Source organism: Microbacterium sp. JZ31, from assembly GCF_016805985.1.
In the GTDB taxonomy this organism is placed as follows: domain Bacteria; phylum Actinomycetota; class Actinomycetes; order Actinomycetales; family Microbacteriaceae; genus Microbacterium.
On the sequence record NZ_CP017661.1, the window covers coordinates 2,931,948 to 2,949,915 of the forward strand.

Below are 17,968 nucleotides of genomic sequence, written 5' to 3' on the forward strand. Positions count from 1 at the left end.
ATGTCCCGCAACCGGACGACGCGCGCCCAGCTGCCCCCGCAGGAGCGCGCCGAGCGTCTGAAGGAGCGGATCTACCTGACCTTCACGGCGCTCGCGGTCGTGATCACGCTCGACAGCCACGGCCATCCCACCCCCGGCGAGGCGATGGCCACGCTCGCGGTCACGTCCGCCGCGACGCTGCTGGCCGTGTTCGTGGCGGATCTCGTGTCGCACCTGGTCGTGCACGGCGAGATCCACACGCGCGCGGAACTGCGCCGCGCCGCCGCGGTGTCGCTCGGCGCGATCGGCGCGGTGGCGCTGCCGTTCGTCTTCCTCGCGCTCGCCGTCTTCGACGTGTGGACCCTGTCGCACGCGCTGCGCGGGGCGAAGGCCGCGCTGATCGTCGCCCTCGTCGCGATCGGCTGGCTGGCCGTGCGGCGCACGCGCGCGAGCTGGTGGCAGAAGCTCTTCGTGCTGGGCGCGGAGGCCGGGCTGGGCCTCGCCGTCATCGGACTCGAACTGCTCGCCCACGGCTGAGCCGTCCTGACGAGGGCGCCGCCACGCGGCGACGTCAGCGCAGGGCGCCGACGCTCGCCAGAGCCGTGCGGACCAGGGTGGAGCGCCCGCCCTCCATCTCGGACGCGAGCGTCTCGGACGACGCCTCCTCGGGCGTCATCCAGGTGACCTCGAGGGCGTCCTGCCGGGGCTCGCACGTTCCCGTGACCGGCACGACGAAGGCGAGCGACACGGCGTGCTGGCGGTCGTCGTGGTACGGGCTGACGCCGGGGATGGGGAAGTACTCGGCGACCGTGAACGGCACGGGCGACGGCGGCAGCAGCGGGAAGGCCATGGGGCCGAGGTCGTTCTCGAGGTGCCGGAACAGCGCGTCGCGCACGGTCTCGCCGTAGCGCACCCGGCCCGAGACGATCGTGCGGGTGATCTCGCCGATCGGCGTCGCGCGCAGCAGGATGCCCACCTGCGTCACGGCGCCCGTGCCGTCGGTGCGCACCGGCACCGCCTCGACGTACAGCATCGGCATGCGGCGGCGGATCTCCGCGAGCTCGATGTCGGTCAGCCAGGCGGGGTTCGCGCCGCCGCCGGGCACGCCGCCGAAGCCGGCCGCGCCGACCGCGGAGAAGTCCGCGTCGTCGGAGGGCTGGTCGTCGGGATCGGGGTCGGGAGTGCGTACGGCCATGCATCCTGTATACCCGCAGCGGATGGGATCCCTCTGCCCTCTGGAGGAACGTCGGCGCCCCGCGGCAGGATGGACGGGTGCCTGAGACCCCGATCCTCGACGACGCCGCGGTGCTCTGGTCGCAAGAACCGGCGGGCCGTCCGCTGCTCGTGCTGCTGCACGGCTACGGCGCCGACGAGCGCGATCTGTTCGCCCTGACGCCGCACCTGCCGGCCGAGTTCGCGGTCGCGGCCGTGCGCGCGCCGCTCGAGCCGCCGTTTCCGACGCCCGGTCGATCCTGGTATCCGATCGAGGGCCTCGGAAGCCGCGACGCGGCGCACGTCACGCGCGCGGCCGCCTCGCTGCTGACGTGGCTCGACGCCGTCGCGTCCGAGGCGACGAGCATCGGGCTGCTCGGCTTCTCGCAGGGAGGCGCGGTGGCGCTGCAGGCCCTGCGGCTGGATCCCGAGCGCTTCTCCTTCGTCGTCAACCTCTCGGGCTACGCGACGCCGGGCGAGCTGCCACGCGACGCCGAGCTCGCCGAGCGACGCCCGCCCGTGTTCTGGGGACGCGGCGTGCTGGACGACGTCATCCCCGGCCAGCTCGTGCTGCACACGACCGACTGGCTGCCCGGCCACAGCGACCTCGTCGGCCGCATCTATCCGGATCTGCGTCACGCGGTCCACGAGCAGGAGCTCGCGGACGTGCGCGTGTTCCTCGAGAAGCAGGTGGATCAGCGGGGCTGATCGCCGGATCCGTCTTCGCCGGTCACTCCCCGGTCGTCGGAGGTCGGCCCGGGCTTGGGCTTCTCGGCGAACACGATCGCGAAGATGATGGCGAAGGCCAAGCCGAAGGCAGGATTCCCCAGCGCCAGACCGAACACGATCCCGAAGGCGATGCCGAGGGGCCAGTTCCATTCCGAGGGCTTCTGAGCGCTCATGGGCCCGACGGTACGCACCTCGCCCGCGCGGCACCTCCCCCGCGGGACGGAGTTCGCCCTGTCCAGCCCCCGCCCGATGTCGGTGCCGCGAGGCAGGATGGTGGGGTGGACCCGCGTGAGGAGGACCGAGTGGACGTGCTCGACCGGTTCGCGCCCGCGACGCGGGAGTGGTTCCGCGGCGCCTTCAAGGCGCCGACCGATGCGCAGGCCGGCGCATGGGATGCGATCTCGCAGGGCCGCCACGCGCTCGTCGTGGCGCCGACCGGATCGGGCAAGACGCTGTCGGCCTTCCTCTGGGGGATCGACCGCGTGCTGCGCGAGAAGCAGATCCGCGAGACCGATCCGAAGACGCAGCGCACGCGCATCCTGTACATCTCGCCGCTGAAGGCGCTCGGCGTCGACGTCGAGCGCAACCTGCGCTCGCCGCTCGTCGGCATCTCGCAGGCCGCCCGCCGCCTCGGCGAGCCCGCACCCGACGTGAGCGTGGGCGTGCGATCGGGCGACACCCCCTCGAGCGACCGCCAGCGGCTCGTGCGCCAGCCGCCGGACATCCTGATCACGACGCCGGAGTCGCTGTACCTGATGCTCACGAGCCAGGCGCGCGAGACCCTGCGCGAGGTGCACACGGTCATCGTCGACGAGGTGCACGCCGTGGCCGCGACCAAGCGCGGCGCGCACCTCGCCGTCAGCCTCGAGCGGCTCGACGACCTGCTCGAGCGGCCCGCGCAGCGCATCGGCCTGTCGGCGACCGTGCGGCCGATCGACGAGGTGGCGCGGTTCCTGGGCGGCACCGCCCCCGTCGACATCGTCGCGCCCCGCGCCTCGAAGACGTTCGAGCTGAACGTGACGGTGCCCATCGCCGATATGCAGAACCCGCCGCCCGCGGCGGGAGCGGCCCCCGCGGCCGAGAGCGGCGACGACGGCGAGTGGTTCTCCCCGGACGCTTCTCCACACGCCGCATCCGCGGCGCGCGGAGCCTCGGCGTCGGGGGCCCTTCCCGAGCAGACGGAGATGACCGGATCGATCTGGCCGCACGTCGAGGAGGCGATCGTCGATCGAATCCTGTCGGCCCGCTCGACGATCGTGTTCTCGAACTCTCGCCGGCTCGCCGAGCGGCTGACCGCGCGGCTGAACGAGATCTACAGCGAACGGCTCGGACTCGATCTGCCGGATCCCGCCGTGCCGGCGGCGATGATGGCGGGTTTCGGCTCCGTCGCTGACGCTCCGTCGCTCAACCACCGGGCATCCAAGGACGGGACGGATAGGGTGCTGGCGAAGGCGCACCACGGATCGGTGTCGAAGGAGCAGCGCGCGATCGTCGAGGAGCAGCTGAAGTCGGGCGAGCTGCGCTGCGTGGTCGCGACGAGCAGCCTCGAGCTCGGCATCGACATGGGCGCGGTCGACCTCGTGATCCAGGTCGAGGCGCCGCCCAGCGCGGCCAGCGGGCTGCAGCGCGTCGGGCGCGCCGGCCACCAGGTCGGCGAGATCTCGCGCGCAGCGCTGTTCCCCAAGCACCGCAGCGACGTCCTGCACACCGCGATCGTGACCGAGCGCATGCTCGCGGGGCAGATCGAGGCGATCGCGGTGCCGCAGAACCCGCTCGACATCCTCGCCCAGCAGACGGTCGCCGCCACGGCGCTCGGCTCGATCGAGGTCGAGCAGTGGTTCGAGACCGTGCGGCGCAGCGCGCCGTTCCGGTCGCTGCCGCGCAGCGCGTTCGAGGCGACGCTCGACCTGCTCGCGGGACGCTATCCGTCCGACGAGTTCGCCGAGCTGCGGCCGCGCCTCGTGTGGGACCGCGACGCCGGAACGATCGAGGGCCGCCCCGGCGCGCAGCGGCTGGCGGTCACGAGCGGCGGCACGATCCCCGATCGCGGGCTGTTCGGCGTCTTCATCGCGGGCGAGACCCGCAACGCGCGCGTGGGCGAGCTCGACGAGGAGATGGTCTACGAGTCGCGGGTGAACGACGTGTTCACGCTCGGCACCACGAGCTGGAAGATCGTCGAGATCACGCACGATCGCGTCAACGTCGTGCCCGCCTTCGGGCAGCCGGGCAAGGTGCCGTTCTGGCACGGCGACGGGCTCGGCCGCCCGGCCGAGTTGGGCGAGGCGCTCGGGCGCTTCGCGCGGGAGCTCAGCTCCGTCGCGCCCGGCGACGCGGAGCGGCGGCTGATCGACGCCGGACTCGACGAGTTCGCGCGGCAGAACCTGCTCGGCTATCTCGCCGAGCAGAAGGAGGCGACCGGCACGCTGCCGACCGACCGCTCCCTGACCGTCGAGCGCGGTCGGGACGAGGTCGGCGACTGGCGGATCATCCTGCATTCCCCGTACGGCATGCACGTGCATGCGCCGTGGGCACTCGCGGTGAACGCGCGCATCCGCGAGCGCCTGGGCGTCGAGGGGTCGGCCGTCGCGAGCGACGACGGCATCATCGCCCGCATCCCCGACGCCGAGTCCGAACCTCCCGGCGCCGAGCTGTTCGTGTTCGATCCCGACGAGCTGGAGCGCATCGTCACGGATGAGGTCGGCGGATCCGCGCTGTTCGCCTCGCGGTTCCGCGAATGCGCCGCCCGCGCCCTGCTGATGCCCCGGCAGAACCCCGGCAAGCGCAGCCCGCTGTGGCAGCAGCGTCAGCGGTCGGCCCAGCTGCTCGAGGTCGCGCGCCGCCATCCGACGTTCCCGATCATCCTCGAGACGCTGCGCGAAGTGCTGCAGGACGTCTACGACCTCCCCGCGCTGCTGCGCGTCGTGCGGAGCATCGGCGAGCGGCGGATCCGGCTCGTCGAGACCGAGCCCGGCCAGCCGTCGCCCTACGCGCGCGACCTGCTGTTCGGCTACGTCGGCGCCTTCATGTACGAGGGCGACTCGCCGCTCGCCGAGCGGCGAGCGGCCGCGCTGTCGGTGGATCCGTCGCTGCTGTCCGAGTTGCTCGGCAAGGTCGAGATGCGCGAGCTGCTCGATCCCGACGTCATCTCCCAGTTCGAGGCCGAGGCGCAGCGCCTCGCGCCGGATCGCCGCGCGCGCGGCGTCGAGGGCGTCGCCGATCTGCTGCGCGTGCTGGGCCCGCTCCCGGTCGACGAGGTCGCCGCGCGGCTCGAGCCCGCGGACGCGCCGACCGGTCAAGGCGCTCCGGACGACGAGCGAGCCGACGGCGCGATCGGCCCCCGGGAGCTCGCGGACGCCGCGGAGCACCTCGAGGCCCTCGTCACGACGCGCCGCGCGATCCGCGTCTCGATCGCCGGATCCGACCGGTACGCCGCGATCGAGGACGCCGGGCGCCTGCGGGACGCGCTGGGCGTGGCGCTGCCCGTGGGCGTGCCGGTCGCGTTCCTGGAGCCGCTGCCCGATCCGCTGGGCGACGTCGTCTCGCGCTACGCGCGCACGCACGGGCCGTTCACCACGGCGGCGGTGGCGGAGCGCCTCGGCATCGGTCCCGCCGTGGCGCGGCACGCGCTGCAGCGTCTCGAGGGGCAGGGCCGCCTCGTCAGCGGCTTCTTCCTCGCGGACGCCGGCGTCTCGGATGAGCCCGAATGGTGCGACGCCGAGGCCCTGCGGCGGATCCGGATGCGCTCGCTTGCTGCCCTGCGCGGCAGCGTCGAGCCCGTCTCACCCGACGCCTATGCGCGGTTCCTGCCCGACTGGCAGCACGTCACCCGGCCGCTCGAGGGCATCGACGGCGTGCTGGCGGCGATCGACCAGCTCGCCGGCGTGCCAATCCCCGCGAGCGCCTGGGAGTCGCTCGTGCTGCCCTCCCGTGTGCGCGACTACACGCCCGGCATGCTCGACGAGCTCACCGCCACCGGCGAGGTCGTCTGGTCGGGCCACGGATCCCTTCCGGGCCGCGACGGCTGGATTGCGCTCCACCCCGCCGACGCCGCGCCGCTCACCATCCCGCCGTCCGACATCGAGATCGCGCCCGACTCGCTCGAGTCGCGGCTGATCCGCGCCCTCGCGGGAGGCGGCGCCTACTTCGCCGCGCAGCTGAGGGAGCTGGCACAGGGCGAAACCGAGATCGGCACGGTCGAGGCGCTGTGGAACCTCGTGTGGGCCGGCCGCGTCACGAACGACACGTTCGCGCCGATCCGATCGCTGCTCGGGGCCGGATCGCAGGCGCATCGCGCCGCGCGGCGCACGCCCCGCGCCCGGCTCTACCGCGGCGCGGCCCTGTCCCGCCCGAGCTTCGGCGGCACCGCGTCACCGCCCTCGCGGCCGCAGGCATCGGGCGGGCGCTGGTCGCTGCTGCCCGATCCGGAGCCCGACGCGGCCGTGCGCCACGCCACCACCGCGTCGCTGCTGCTCGATCGCTACGGCGTCGTGACGCGCGGCGCCGTGCAGAACGAGGGCGTTCCCGGCGGCTTCGCGCAGGCCTACCGGGTGCTGGCGAGCCTCGAACAGGCGGGACACTGCCGCCGCGGCTACCTGATCGAGAAGCTCGGCGCCGCGCAGTTCGCGACGTCGCCGACGATCGACCGGCTGCGGCAGTTCTCCGGGCTGCCCGATCCCGCTCCCCTGCGCGCGGCGACGCTGGCGGCGACGGATCCGGCCAACCCGTACGGCGCCGCGCTGCCGTGGCCCGCGCTGGACGCCGTCAAGCACCGCCCCGGACGCAAGGCCGGCGGCCTCGTCGTGCTCGTCGACGGCGCGCTCGTGCTCTACCTCGAGCGAGGCGGCCGCACGGCGCTCGCGTTCACGGACGACGAGCAGGTGCTCGCCGCGGCGGCGGCCGACCTCGCCCGCACGGCCCGCGACCGGCGCCTCGAGACCCTGACGGTGGAACAGGTCAACGGCGAGTTCGTGTACGGCACGGCCGTCGGCCGCGCGTTGCGCGAGGCCGGCTTCGTGGAGTCGACGAAGGGGCTGACGCTGCGCAAGGTCACGGCGGCCACCGCGGCGGTCGGCGGTCGTCGTGCCTGAGGGCGACACCGTCCACCGCGCGGCGCGGCGGCTGCACGCCGCGCTCGCGGGCCACGAGGTCACGCGGTTCGAGATCCGCGTGCCCGGCAGCGCGAACGCCGACGTGCGCGGTCAGGCGGTGCGCGAGGTCGTGGCGCGCGGCAAGCACCTGCTGCACCGGTTCGCACCCCTCGGCGCGACCGCATCCGCACCCGACTCGCTGACGCTCCACTCGCACCTGAAGATGGAGGGCGAGTGGCACACGTACCGCACGGCGGCGGACGGCAGGCCCATCCGCTGGCGCAAGCCCGCGTACAAGGCGCGCGCGATCGTCGGCACGCGGCAGTGGGAGACCGTCGGCTTCGAGCTCGCGATGGTCGAGGTGCTGCCGACGCGGGAGGAGGAGCGGGTGGTGGGTCACCTCGGCCCCGATCCGCTCGGTCCCGACTGGGACGCCGAGGAGGCCGCGCGCCGCCTGTCGGCCGACCAGCGTGCGATCCACGTCGCGATCCTGGACCAGCGTCACGTCGCCGGATTCGGCAACGTCTACGCGAGCGAGCTGCTGTTCCTGCGCGGCATCCATCCCGAGCGCCCCGCGACGGAGGTCGACGTGCCGGCGCTGCTCGATCTCGGGGTCCGCACGATCCGCCGCAACGTCGAGCTGCCGGTCCGCGTCTTCACGGGGGACAGCCGACCCGGCCGGGAGCGCTGGGTGTACGGCCGGGAGCGCCGCCCGTGCCGGCGCTGCGGCGCGCTCATCCTGCGCTCCGAGCTCGGCGCCGATCCGACGAAGCTGCGGGTCGTGTACTGGTGCCCGCGCTGCCAGCCCGCCGACTGATCCGGCTCAGCGACCGATGTAGCGGCCCTCGCGGTGGTTCATCGCGAGCACGACGCTCATCACGACGGCGCCGAGCGCGCTGAGGACCACGGTCGGCCACGGCAGCACGAGCAGCGACGACAGCACGACGATCACGTCGAGCGTCATCTGGGTCCACCCGGCGCGGAAGCCCGTCTTCTCCTGCAGCAGGAGCGCGATGATGTTCACGCCGCCGACGCTCGCCCCGTGCCGGAACAGGATCAGCAGGCCGACGCCCGCGAGCAGGTTCCCCGCGAAGACGCCGAAGATCGGATCGAGTCCGGTCATGGGCATCAGGTACGCGTACGCGACCGACAGTCCCGCGACGGCGGCGATGCAGATGCACGTCAGGATCGTGAAGCGCACGCCCTTCTTCCACAGCGCCAGGATCGCGAACGGGAAGTTCACGAGGGCGAAGATCAGCCAGAAGGGCAGATCGGTGGCCTGGTCGAGCAGCAGCGCGAGGCCGGCCGTGCCGCCCGTGACCGCACCGGCGGACTTGAGCAGGTACAGCCCGAGCGCGGCCACGACCGTGCCGATCACGATGCCCTGCACGTCCTCGGCCACACTGTGGCGGGTCTGCTCCCAGTCGAAGACAAGGGAGCGGGCATCGATCTCGTTCGTCACCCCTCGACGATACGCGAACCGGATGCGCCCATCCTGAAGCACTCTGCTCACCGGGATCCGAAACACGCGCGAAATGTGATGGCCCTACCACGGGAATAGCACGACGGGGCCCGTCGTTGTCTCTGATGTCCGGCCTCAACCGGGGCCGCGGAAAGGCATCGTGGGTAAGAACTACGTCGACATCGAGAACGATCACGGTGAGACGCTGCGCTACCGCAAGCACGTGAACGGGCGCGGCCTCGTCGCGCATGGAGCGAAGGTGCACCCGGACGCGCGCGTGGAGGCGGGCGCATACATCGAACCGGGCGCGCAGGTCGCGGCCGGGGCGACGGTGGCGTCCGGAGCCTGGATCGAATCCGAAGCCCTGATCGGACCGGGCGCCTACATCGACGCGAACGCGCACATCGGCCCGAAGGCCGCCGTCGGGGCTCGCGCCCACATCGGCGTGCGCACGCGCGTAGGAGCCGGGGCACGCGTCGCCAAGAACGCCAAGATCGGCGACGACGAGGCGATCCCGGAGGGCGGTACGGTCGTCACGGACGGGCGCGGTCTGCACCTCGCCGCGTAGCGCTTCGCGCAGGCGGGCGCGGTGACCCGGACCTACGCGGACGCGGGCGGATCAGCGCAAGCCGGCCGCGACCGCGGCCGTGACCTCGAGCCAGGCCTCGCGCGAGTCGTCCGACAGCGCGTCGTAGTCGATGACGTCGCCCCGGTCGAGGGCCGGGTCGAACGGGACCGACACGACCTGCCGCGTGAGCTGACCCATGTGGTTCGTGAGGCGGCGCTCGAGATCCGGGTAGCTCGTCGGCGACGGGTGGCTCATGACCGTGACCGCGTTGCGCAGCTTCGCCTCGTGACCGTGCGCGACCAGCGTGTCGGCCATGGAGGCGAGCGTGCGGGCGCTGTCCTCCTTGACGATCGTCGTGAGCACCAGCACGTCGGCGGCCTCGACGGCCGACTGCCACGTTCCCGCCTTCGAGTTGTTGCCGGTGTCGACGATGATCACGCGGTACGAGCGGCTGAGCGTCTCGTGCAGCTGCTCGAACGCCTCCGCGTCGATCACGTCGCTGTCGCCGTCGAGGCTCTGCGACGCGAGCACGTCGAACTTGTTCTCGCCCTGCGCGCGCACGAAGTCGATCAGGTCGGCCGAGCTGAGCTCTCCCGTGCCGACCGCGTGCACGTGACCGAGCAGGTCGATCGCGGTGTGGTCGTGCGCGGGCGAGGGCAGCGAGCGGATGCCGAGCGTGCCCTTGTACTCGTTGTTGTCCCACGCGAGCACGCTGCCGCCGCGCACGCGGCCGAGCGTCGCGCCGAGCAGGTACGTCGTGGTGGTCTTGCCGACGCCGCCCTTCTCGCCGATCACCGCGATGGTCTTGCGGCCCGAGAACGCCTGCTGCACGGTCTCGCGCCGGTCGCGCTTGGCCTGCTCGGCCTTGCCGGGCTTGAGATGGAAGCCGAGCTTGTTCAGGCCGCCGCGGAAGCCCTCCGTCGCCGCGACGTGGCCGACGGGCTTCGCCGACTCGGCGAAGTCGCGCGCCGTGAGCAGGCGCGCCTCGCGGCGCGTGAGCGCCTGATCCGCCGACTCGGGAGAGGGGCCCGCCGAGGCGCGGGACGCAGCGGGAGCGGCAGCGGGGGTCACGGGCGCGGCAGTGACCGGCGCGGCGGCGACGGGAGCCGCGGCGGCCACCGGTGCTGCCGGCGCGGCGTCCGGCTCACCGGGTGAGGGAGCTGCGGCCACGGGCGCCGCCTTCGGGACGCTCGTCACGATCTCGGGCACGGGCGCCGGATCGGCAGGCGCCTCGGCCGCGGGCGCAGGGGCCGCGGGAGCAGGCGCCGCGGGCGCCGGCGCGGGCGCGTCATCCGGCGTCGCGGGCACGGGCACGGCCGGGCTCGCAGGTGCCGTGGCCTCGGGCTGCTCGACCGGCTCGATCGCCTCTTCGACGGTGCCGTCGGGCGACACCACGAGCTGCCGCACTCCGTCGCTGCCGCTGGCGGCGACCTTCACGGGGCGGCCGTACTCCTGCGCGACGAGCACGACGGTCGTCAGCACCGCCTTGCGCGCTCCGGCCGCGTCGCGGGCCTTGACGGGGTGGACGGTGCCGTCCACCGTCACCTGACCCGTGCCGTCCTCGTTCGTGACCGCGGAGATCCGCGGTCGGTCCTGAGGCTCGAGGCTGTCGCTCACACTGTCTCCTTGCCGCTGTCGGCGGGGGCATCCGGTGCCCGTGATCCGCCGGGGAACTCGACTTCAACCGTATCCCGCGCGGGAAGGCGGCCCGTGCACGCACGGCGCCAGACGGCGCCGCTCACGATGCGGCGACAGGGGCGCGTAATAGTCTGGCGCCATGGCTCAGTCCGGACGTGGCGGGGGACGACGTCCCGGCGGTCCCGCGCGGGGCGGGCGCGCTAAGACCGGCGGACGTCCGGCAGCCGCGCGCCGCGATCGCGCGCCGCGCGAGGCGGCGCCCGCGCCGGAGGAGCCGCGCACCTTCCGGCTCGGCGCGATCCCCGGCGCCACGCCCGGCAAGTGGATCGACCGCTGGCGCGAGCGTCTGCCGCACGTCGAGCTCGAGCTCGTGCCGCTCGAGGTCGCGACGCAGCGGGACGCCATCCTGTCCGGCGACGTCGACGCCGCGCTCATCCGGCTGCCCATCGACACAGACGATCTGCACGTGATCCGCCTCTACGACGAGACCGCGGTGGTCGTCACGTCGATCGACTCCGCGCTGACCGCGGCCGACGAGCTGGAAGCGGACGACCTTGCCGGCGAGGTCCTGATCGTCCCCCGTGACGACGTGCTCGGGCCGGTCGCCGTGCCGAACACCGTGGCGCCGCGCTTCGACCCGCCGGAGACGACGGCCGACGCCATCGCGACGGTCGCCGCCGGCGTGGGCGTCGTCATCGTGCCGATGTCGCTCGCGCGCGTCCACCAGCGCCGCGACATCGCCCATCGCCCGCTGCGCGACGCCCCGACCTCCACGGTCGCGCTCGCGTGGCACGCCGACCGCACAACGTCCGACGTCGATGCGTTCGTCGGCATCGTGCGCGGCCGCACGTCGAACTCCTCGCGCAGCTGAGCCGCACACCGGCGCGCAATGGAGCGCCGAGCGCACCTGACACGCGGCCGAAGTGTGCAGACGCCGCACCATTGCGCGTCGCGCAACCTATTCGCTCAGACGCATTCGCGCCCGCGCAACCCGCTGCAAGATGGCGCTCTCCGGTCCGCGAAGGTCGCGCGCCGTGAAGCGCAGGATCGTCCAGCCCGCATCGGCCAGGCGCTCGAGACGGCGCACGTCCTTCTCGAACTGAGTCTGCGCGCGGTGCTGCGATCCGTCGTACTCGATCCCGAGCTTCCGTTCGGGGTAGGCGAGATCCAACGTCGCCATCCACATGCCGGCGTCGAGCACGTCGTGGTCGAGGAGCGGCTCGGGAAGACCGCCGTCGACGAGGATCAGGCGCAGGAGCGTCTCCCTCGGCGACGAGGATCCGGTTCGCGCGCGGGCGAGCGCGGCGCGCAGCCGAGCGGCCCCGCACCGCTGGCCGATCGCCGCCGCCAGCTCCTCCCGCGTCGCGTATGCGCGGCGCTCCGCCTTCTTGAACCCGCCCGGATGACGCGGGATCCGGATCAGGTGATCGGCCGCGACGACGAGGTCGCGTTCGGTCAGCTCGGCGCCGAGCGACGCCCAGGTCGCCGGGCCGCTCACCACGCGCAACCCGTCGGAGACCGCGAGCGGCGCGAGCACCGGATCGATCCGCACGCCGCGGATGCCCGGCCGCCGCACCGGTGTCCGCGGCTTGTGCACCCCGACCACGAGCGGCCGCAGCTCGAGCGGCGCGGTGAGCGGCGCGTCGGCGGCCGCAGGCGTGGAGTGCTGCCCTCTGGGCAGCGGAATCCTCTGGATCACGGCCGACGTGATCCCCGCGAAGAACGCGTGGGGCGTCATCACCTGCGCATATTCGCGTGCGAGACGGAGCACCCGCTCCCGCTCTTCCGCGGCTTCCGGTTCATCGCGGTCGATCGGAACCGGATCCGCCGCCTTCCTGCGTCGAGCTCCTCGGAAGGACGATTCGAGGTCCGACGACCGCAGGCGTCCCCGCCCCACCCCGCTCTCTCGGGCGCGCGAGACGGAGAACTCCGTGCCCAGTTCGTCCGGCAGCGCCCTCTTTTCCACCCCGCCACCCTGTCCGATCCCGGCGATGCGGCGTGCGCTCTCTCCACAGCCCCGCGACCACGAAAAGGGGCGGCGAGCGCACCATCCGATCCCGAGAACGGTGCTCAAGCCGCACCTTTGCCTCAGCGCGCGATCACGCACCGCACGAAAGTGCGGCGTGTGCACCGCGCGCACGCCTACAAGGCGCTCGGGCCACACCCTTTCGCGCGACACACGCTTGCCGAGCCACCCCCGGCGGCGCGCCTCACGCCCCGGCGGGCGGCTCGAGCAGCAGGGAGATGCGCTCGGAGAGGTAGGCCGACAGCGGCATCAGCGCACCGGCCGGTGTCCACCGGATCGCGAGACGGTCGCCGTCCCAGGTGAGCGGCCCCGAGGATGCGCCCGCGGCGAGCGCATCGAGGTCGAGCCGGCGCCAGCCGATGTGGACGGTCTCGCCCTCCGCGAAGCCGCCGCGCAGCGCCATGGCGCGCAGCTCGGCCCGCCGGCGCGCCGACTCGGCGGCATAGCCGCGGCGCCCGGGGTCGGCCGCCCGCAGCACCTCGCCCTCCTCGAACACGGCGGCATCGTCGATGAGCAGGACGCCGACGCGCCATGCGGACCCGACGCGCACGATCCGGGGGCCGGCTCCGAGGAGAGCGCGGATCCGGCCGGGCTCGGCGATCTCGCCCAGCGCCTCCCGCGGCGCCGCCGCCAGGCGCGCCCGCGCACCCGCGAACAGGCTCTCGACGTCGTCGCTCACACGGTCCACGCTACGCCGCGCAGGTCGGCGAACACGGCGGGAGAAGAATCTCGGTACTCAGTGTTGCCAAGTAGTGGTACTCAGTGTTACTTTCTACCAGTAGTCATCAACACTGAGTAGAGAGGAGGCGATCGCCATGGGAAATCAGATGACCGAGATGCTCAAGGGCACTCTCGAGGGCATCGTCCTCGCGATTCTGGCCGAGCGATCGGCCTACGGCTACGAGATCACGGCGGAGCTACGCGACCGCGGATTCGCCGACATCGCGGAGGGCACCATCTACGCCCTCCTCGTGCGCATCGAGCAGAGGGGCCTGGTCGGCGTCGAGAAGGTGCCGTCCGAGAAGGGCCCGCCCCGCAAGGTGTTCTCGCTCAACGACCAGGGCCGCGCCCAGCTCGCGGAGTTCTGGGACACGTGGAACACCCTCGCGCAGCGCATCGACCAGCTCCCCCACCCCACCCGCAACGACTGACCCAGGAGAAGGAACACATCATGGCCAAGTGGTACGAGATCCTCACCGGATCGCTCGAGCAGAAGAAGCAGTACAAGCAGACCGTCGCCCGCATGGACGCCCTCCCGGAGCCCTACAAGGCCGCGGCGAAGGCGATGCACCGGTACTTCATGTACCAGGGCGGCGTCACGGACGGCGACACCCTCACGCAGATGTTCGCAGACCTCATCGACCTGTGGGAGCGCGCGGCCGTCGACGGCACGCCGGTGCGCGACATCGTCGGGGACGACCCCGTCGACTTCGCCGAGACCTTCACGCTCGCCTACGGCGGGCAGCGCTGGATCGACAAGGAGCGTTCCCGCCTGGCGAAGGCGATCGAGGACGCGGAGAAGGAGCAGGAGCGATGACCACCACCACGCGCGAACCCGCGATCCGGGTTCGCGGCATCCAGAAGTCCTTCAAGGACCTGCAGGTGCTGCGGGGCGTCGACTTCGACGTGCAGCCCGGCAGCATCTTCGCCCTCCTCGGCTCCAACGGCGCCGGCAAGACCACGCTCGTGCGCATCCTGTCGACGCTGCTCGGCGCGGACGCCGGCACGGCCGTGGTCAACGGTCACGACGTCGCCGCGCAGCCGCAGCGGGTGCGGGAGTCGATCAGCCTCACCGGGCAGTTCGCCGCGGTCGACGAGGTGCTGAGCGGCCGCGAGAACCTCGTGCTGATCGCCCAGCTGCGCCACCTCGAGGACCCCGACGCCGTGGCCGACGATCTGCTCGCGCGGTTCTCGCTCACCGAGGCGGGCGGGCGCAGGGCCGGAACCTACTCGGGTGGCATGCGGCGCCGCCTCGATATCGCGATGAGCCTGATCGGCGAGCCGTCGATCATCTTCCTGGACGAGCCCACGACCGGGCTCGACCCCCAGGCGCGCATCGAGGTGTGGGACACGGTCAAGCAGCTCGCCCAGGGCGGCACGACCGTGCTGCTCACGACGCAGTACCTCGACGAGGCCGAGCAGCTCGCCGACCGGATCGCCATCCTGCACAGGGGAACGATCATCCAGAACGGCACGCTCGCCGAGCTGAAGAGCCTGCTGCCGGCCGGCGGGGAGCCGGTCCTCGTGCCCAAGGAGCCGTCGCTCGAGGACGTCTTCATGGCCGTCGTCGGCGAGCCCGAACCAGAAGAAGCCACCACCGGAAAGGCAGACCGATGACCACCCACGTCCTCGCGGACACGAGCGTCCTGACCGGACGCTCCCTGCGACACATCCTGCGCAGTCCCGACACGATCATCACGACCGCCGTCACGCCGATCGCCCTGATGCTGCTGTTCGTCTGGGTCTTCGGCGGCGCGATCGACATCGGCACCGACCAGTCGTACATCGACTACATGCTCCCGGGCATCCTGCTGATCACGGTCGCCTCGGGCATCGCCTACACGGCGTACCGGCTCTTCCTCGACATGCAGGGCGGGCTGTTCGAGCGGTTCCAGTCGATGCCGATCGCGCGATCGAGCGTGCTGTGGGCACACGTGCTCACCTCGGTCGTGGCGAACCTGGTGTCGGTCGCCCTCGTCATCGGCGTCGCACTGCTGATGGGATTCCGGACGGGCGCGAGCCCGCTCGCGTGGCTCGGCGTGCTGGGCATGCTCGCCCTGTTCACGCTCGCGCTGACGTGGATCGCGGTGGTCGCCGGCCTGACGGCCAAGACGGTCGACGGCGCGAGCGCGTTCAGCTACCCGCTGATCTTCCTGCCGTTCATCAGCTCGGCGTTCGCGCCGACCGGCTCGATGCCGGGGCCCGTGGCGTGGTTCGCCGAGAACCAGCCGGTCACCTCGATCGTCGACACCATCCGCGCGCTGTTCGCGCAGCAGCCCGTCGGCGGCGAGATCTGGATCGCGCTCGCCTGGATGGTCGGGATCCTGATCGTCGCCTACGTCGGGGCGATCGCGATCTACAAGACGAAGATCCGCTGACGGACTTGTTCGTTGAGCGAGCGAAGCGAGTCGAAACGGTCCGGACCTCCAGGCGGCGACATGCCGCGGGACGTCCGGACCTTTTCGGCTCCTCGCTTCGCTCGTCGCTCAACGAGCGGCGGGCGGCTCTACTTCCAGACCTCGTCGGCGATCTGCACGACCTCGCGGATCTTCGCCCACTGCTCGTCCTCGGTGAGCACGTTGCCCTCCTCGGTCGAGGCGAAGCCGCACTGCGGGCTGAGGGCGAGCTGCTCGAGCGGCGCGAACGTCGCGGCCTCGTCGATGCGGCGCGTGACCGCGCCGATGTCCTCGAGCGCGCCGCGCTTGGTCGTGATGAGGCCGAGGACGACGGTCTGGTCACCCTTCGGCAGGAACCGCAGCGGCTCGAAGCCCCCGAGCGCTCGTCGTCGAACTCGAGGAAGAAGCCGTCGTAGGCGACGCCGAACAGCTGCTCGGCGATCGGCTCGTAGCCGCCCGAGGAGATCCAGGTGGAGCGGAAGTTGCCGCGGCAGATGTGCGTCGTCACCGTGAGGTCGTCAGGCTTGCCCTCCAGCACCCGGTTGAGGATCGACGCGTACCGCTCCCCCAGCCGGTCGGTGTCGATGCCACGCTCGGTCCGCGCGCGCTCGAGCTCGACGTCGCTGCACAGGTACGCCCACGCGGTGTCGTCGAACTGCAGGTAGCGGATGCCCGCGTCGTAGTACGCGCGTACGGCGGCGCGGTACGCCTCGACGAGATCGTCGACGTACTCGTCGCGTCCGCCGTAGCCGCCGACGATGTTCTGCGGCTCCACGCGGAAGTCGAGCACGGTCGGCGAGGGGATCGACGCCTTCGCCTGCACACCCGCGGCTTCGGCCAGCGGCAGCAGCGAAGCGGCGTGCTCCACGTGCGGGTGGGCGTCGAAGCCGATCCGACCGTTCACCTGCACGGCCTTCTGGCGCGTCTGCACGCCCTGGAACGGCAGACCGTGGTCCGTGTCGATGATCGAGACGCCGTCGAGCCCGTCGAAGAAGTCGAAGTGCCACCAGGATCGGCGGAACTCGCCATCCGTCGCCAGGGCCAGCCCGTTCTCGGCCTGCTTGCGCACGAGGTCCGCGATCTGGTGATCCTCGGTCTCGCGCAGTGCCGCGGCGTCGAGGTCGCCGTCGGCGAACGCGGCCCGTGCGACCTTGAGGGCCTCGGGACGCAGGAAGGAGCCGACGATGTCGGCGCGGTACGGCGCGTTCACACTCACGCGCGAAAGCCTACGCGGCGGGCGCCCGAGCGCGATCCGCGAGGAAACACGCCGACTCGGAGCCCCGGTCAGGCGTGGGAGAGCCCGCCGCCGGGCGGCAGCGCCCACAGCGGCGGAACGGGCTCGGGACGCACGGGGTCGCCGTGGATCTCGCGGTGCAGGCTCTCCATGCGCGCATCCAGTTCCGCGGCGGTGAGTGCCGCCTCGCGGAGGGTGTCGGTGAGTCGCGCGGGCACGTGCTTGTCGTACTTGTAGTAGATCTTGTGCTCGAGGCTCGCCCAGAAGTCCATCGCGATCGTGCGCAGCTGCACCTCGACGGGCACGCGGACCATTCCTTGCGCGAGGAACACGGGAACCTCGACGATGGCATGGAGACTCTTGTAGCCGTTGGCCTTGGGCGTCGCGATGTAGTCCTTGACCTCGCGCAGGGTGATGTCGTCCTGCCCGACGAGGAGGTCGAACAGCCGGTACACGTCCCGCACGAAGCTGCAGGTCACGCGCACGCCGGCGATGTCCGTGATCTCCCGCCGGATCGTCGCCAGGTCCGGCTCGATGCCCTTGCGCACGACCTTCTCGGCGATCGAGTCGGGCGACTTGAGCCGGCAGGAGATGTGCTCGACGGGGTTGTACGCGTGCGCGTGCTCGAAGTCGTCCCGCAGGATCGACAGCTTCGTCTCGATCTCCCGCATGCCGAAGCGGTAATCGGCGAGGAAGCGGGACAGCCGATCGCGCAGATCGCGCACGTCCTCGAGGAAATCACCGTCGATCGGCTGAGACGTCATGGGCTCAGGCTAGGGGCGCCTCTTACGGATCTGCTGTGCCCGTCGCGCGACGCTCTCTCCGCGCGAATCCGGCGAGAGCCGCAAGCGATCCGGCTTTGCAGGACGCCATCTCCCACTCACCAGCGCCTCTTACGCGACACCAGCATTTCGGCA

General features: G+C 72.0%; 17 protein-coding genes and 1 pseudogene. 10 read left to right on the plus strand and 8 right to left on the minus strand.

Going from position 1 to position 17,968, the window contains the following annotated elements; all coding sequences use genetic code 11:
- Complete coding sequence (locus tag BJP60_RS13890; protein ID WP_203136424.1) at positions 1-516, plus strand: hypothetical protein; 516 nt, start codon at positions 1-3, stop codon at positions 514-516.
- 34 nt (positions 517-550) lie between these two features.
- On the opposite strand, the gene BJP60_RS13895 is transcribed toward BJP60_RS13890, so the two are convergent.
- Positions 551-1,174, minus strand: coding sequence for an NUDIX hydrolase family protein (locus tag BJP60_RS13895; RefSeq protein WP_203136425.1), 624 nt, complete (start codon positions 1,172-1,174; stop codon positions 551-553).
- Between the two features lie 77 nt (positions 1,175-1,251).
- On the opposite strand from BJP60_RS13895, the gene BJP60_RS13900 reads away from it, so the two are divergent.
- Entirely contained in the window at positions 1,252-1,899 is a 648-nt protein-coding gene (locus BJP60_RS13900) for an alpha/beta hydrolase (protein WP_203136426.1), read from the plus strand.
- On the opposite strand, the gene BJP60_RS13905 is transcribed toward BJP60_RS13900, so the two are convergent.
- Positions 1,887-2,093, minus strand: a complete 207-nt coding sequence (locus tag BJP60_RS13905) for a hypothetical protein (protein ID WP_203136427.1) — start codon at positions 2,091-2,093, stop codon at positions 1,887-1,889. The genes BJP60_RS13900 and BJP60_RS13905 overlap by 13 nt on opposite strands.
- Positions 2,094-2,198: 105 nt before the next feature.
- Here BJP60_RS13905 and BJP60_RS13910 point away from each other — a divergent pair, with 105 nt between their 5' ends.
- Positions 2,199-7,007 (plus strand): DNA glycosylase AlkZ-like family protein, encoded by a 4,809-nt coding sequence (locus BJP60_RS13910; protein WP_238439448.1) that lies wholly within the window; start codon positions 2,199-2,201, stop codon positions 7,005-7,007.
- Entirely contained in the window at positions 7,000-7,824 is an 825-nt protein-coding gene (locus BJP60_RS13915) for a DNA-formamidopyrimidine glycosylase family protein (protein ID WP_203136428.1), read from the plus strand. Before BJP60_RS13910 ends, BJP60_RS13915 begins: the two co-directional genes overlap by 8 nt.
- Before the next feature lie 6 nt (positions 7,825-7,830).
- Here the strand turns inward: BJP60_RS13915 and BJP60_RS13920 are convergent, their stop codons facing one another.
- Positions 7,831-8,469, minus strand: coding sequence for a YitT family protein (locus BJP60_RS13920; protein ID WP_203136429.1), 639 nt, complete (start codon positions 8,467-8,469; stop codon positions 7,831-7,833).
- Positions 8,470-8,629: 160 nt separating this feature from the next.
- On the opposite strand from BJP60_RS13920, the gene BJP60_RS13925 reads away from it, so the two are divergent.
- Positions 8,630-9,037 carry a transferase gene (locus tag BJP60_RS13925; RefSeq protein WP_203136430.1) on the plus strand — a complete coding sequence of 136 codons (408 nt, stop codon included), beginning with the start codon at positions 8,630-8,632 and terminating at the stop codon, positions 9,035-9,037.
- 51 nt (positions 9,038-9,088) lie between these two features.
- Here the strand turns inward: BJP60_RS13925 and BJP60_RS13930 are convergent, their stop codons facing one another.
- A complete protein-coding gene (locus tag BJP60_RS13930) occupies positions 9,089-10,654 on the minus strand; it encodes a MinD/ParA family ATP-binding protein (RefSeq protein ID WP_203136432.1) in 1,566 nt (521 codons plus the stop codon).
- 160 nt (positions 10,655-10,814) lie between these two features.
- Here BJP60_RS13930 and BJP60_RS13935 point away from each other — a divergent pair, with 160 nt between their 5' ends.
- Entirely contained in the window at positions 10,815-11,546 is a 732-nt protein-coding gene (locus BJP60_RS13935; protein WP_203136434.1) for a substrate-binding domain-containing protein, read from the plus strand.
- 87 nt (positions 11,547-11,633) lie between these two features.
- On the opposite strand, the gene BJP60_RS13940 is transcribed toward BJP60_RS13935, so the two are convergent.
- Both BJP60_RS13940 and BJP60_RS13945 read right to left on the minus strand, forming a co-directional pair.
- Positions 11,634-12,806 (minus strand): endonuclease domain-containing protein, encoded by a 1,173-nt coding sequence (locus BJP60_RS13940; protein WP_203136436.1) that lies wholly within the window; start codon positions 12,804-12,806, stop codon positions 11,634-11,636.
- A gap of 79 nt (positions 12,807-12,885) precedes the next feature.
- Entirely contained in the window at positions 12,886-13,380 is a 495-nt protein-coding gene (locus BJP60_RS13945) for a glutaminase (RefSeq protein WP_203136438.1), read from the minus strand.
- A gap of 136 nt (positions 13,381-13,516) precedes the next feature.
- Here BJP60_RS13945 and BJP60_RS13950 point away from each other — a divergent pair, with 136 nt between their 5' ends.
- Genes BJP60_RS13950 through BJP60_RS13965 form a run of 4 tightly spaced genes read left to right on the plus strand, consistent with a single transcriptional unit; the run spans position 13,517 to position 15,799 of the window.
- Positions 13,517-13,852: a PadR family transcriptional regulator gene (locus BJP60_RS13950; RefSeq protein WP_203136440.1), complete on the plus strand. Its 336-nt coding sequence runs from the start codon at positions 13,517-13,519 to the stop codon at positions 13,850-13,852.
- A gap of 17 nt (positions 13,853-13,869) precedes the next feature.
- Entirely contained in the window at positions 13,870-14,238 is a 369-nt protein-coding gene (locus BJP60_RS13955) for a DUF1048 domain-containing protein (RefSeq protein WP_203139401.1), read from the plus strand.
- A complete protein-coding gene (locus BJP60_RS13960) occupies positions 14,235-15,038 on the plus strand; it encodes an ABC transporter ATP-binding protein (protein WP_203136442.1) in 804 nt (267 codons plus the stop codon). The genes BJP60_RS13955 and BJP60_RS13960 overlap by 4 nt, the downstream gene beginning before the upstream one ends.
- Positions 15,035-15,799, plus strand: coding sequence for an ABC transporter permease (locus BJP60_RS13965; protein WP_203136444.1), 765 nt, complete (start codon positions 15,035-15,037; stop codon positions 15,797-15,799). The genes BJP60_RS13960 and BJP60_RS13965 overlap by 4 nt, the downstream gene beginning before the upstream one ends.
- A 448-nt stretch (positions 15,800-16,247) precedes the next feature.
- Here BJP60_RS13965 and BJP60_RS13970 read toward each other — a convergent pair.
- Both BJP60_RS13970 and BJP60_RS13975 read right to left on the minus strand, forming a co-directional pair.
- Positions 16,248-17,141: pseudogene (locus BJP60_RS13970) on the minus strand (5-methyltetrahydropteroyltriglutamate--homocysteine S-methyltransferase); the annotation flags it as partial.
- The gene (locus tag BJP60_RS13975; RefSeq protein WP_203136445.1) at positions 17,102-17,815 is read right to left on the minus strand and encodes a GTP pyrophosphokinase; all 714 of its coding nucleotides are present in this window, start codon (positions 17,813-17,815) and stop codon (positions 17,102-17,104) included. The pseudogene BJP60_RS13970 and the gene BJP60_RS13975, both read right to left, overlap by 40 nt.
- Between the last annotated feature and the right edge of the window lie 153 nt (positions 17,816-17,968).

Coding starts and splice junctions, on each gene's coding strand:
- BJP60_RS13950 (WP_203136440.1), top strand. CDS start 13,517: ATGGGAAATCAGATGACCGAGATGCTCAAGGGCACTCTCGAGGGCATC.
- BJP60_RS13965 (WP_203136444.1), top strand. CDS start 15,035: ATGACCACCCACGTCCTCGCGGACACGAGCGTCCTGACCGGACGCTCC.
- BJP60_RS13890 (WP_203136424.1), top strand. CDS start 1: ATGTCCCGCAACCGGACGACGCGCGCCCAGCTGCCCCCGCAGGAGCGC.
- BJP60_RS13895 (WP_203136425.1), bottom strand. CDS start 1,174: ATGGCCGTACGCACTCCCGACCCCGATCCCGACGACCAGCCCTCCGAC.
- BJP60_RS13960 (WP_203136442.1), top strand. CDS start 14,235: ATGACCACCACCACGCGCGAACCCGCGATCCGGGTTCGCGGCATCCAG.
- BJP60_RS13935 (WP_203136434.1), top strand. CDS start 10,815: ATGGCTCAGTCCGGACGTGGCGGGGGACGACGTCCCGGCGGTCCCGCG.
- BJP60_RS13905 (WP_203136427.1), bottom strand. CDS start 2,093: ATGAGCGCTCAGAAGCCCTCGGAATGGAACTGGCCCCTCGGCATCGCC.
- BJP60_RS13975 (WP_203136445.1), bottom strand. CDS start 17,815: ATGACGTCTCAGCCGATCGACGGTGATTTCCTCGAGGACGTGCGCGAT.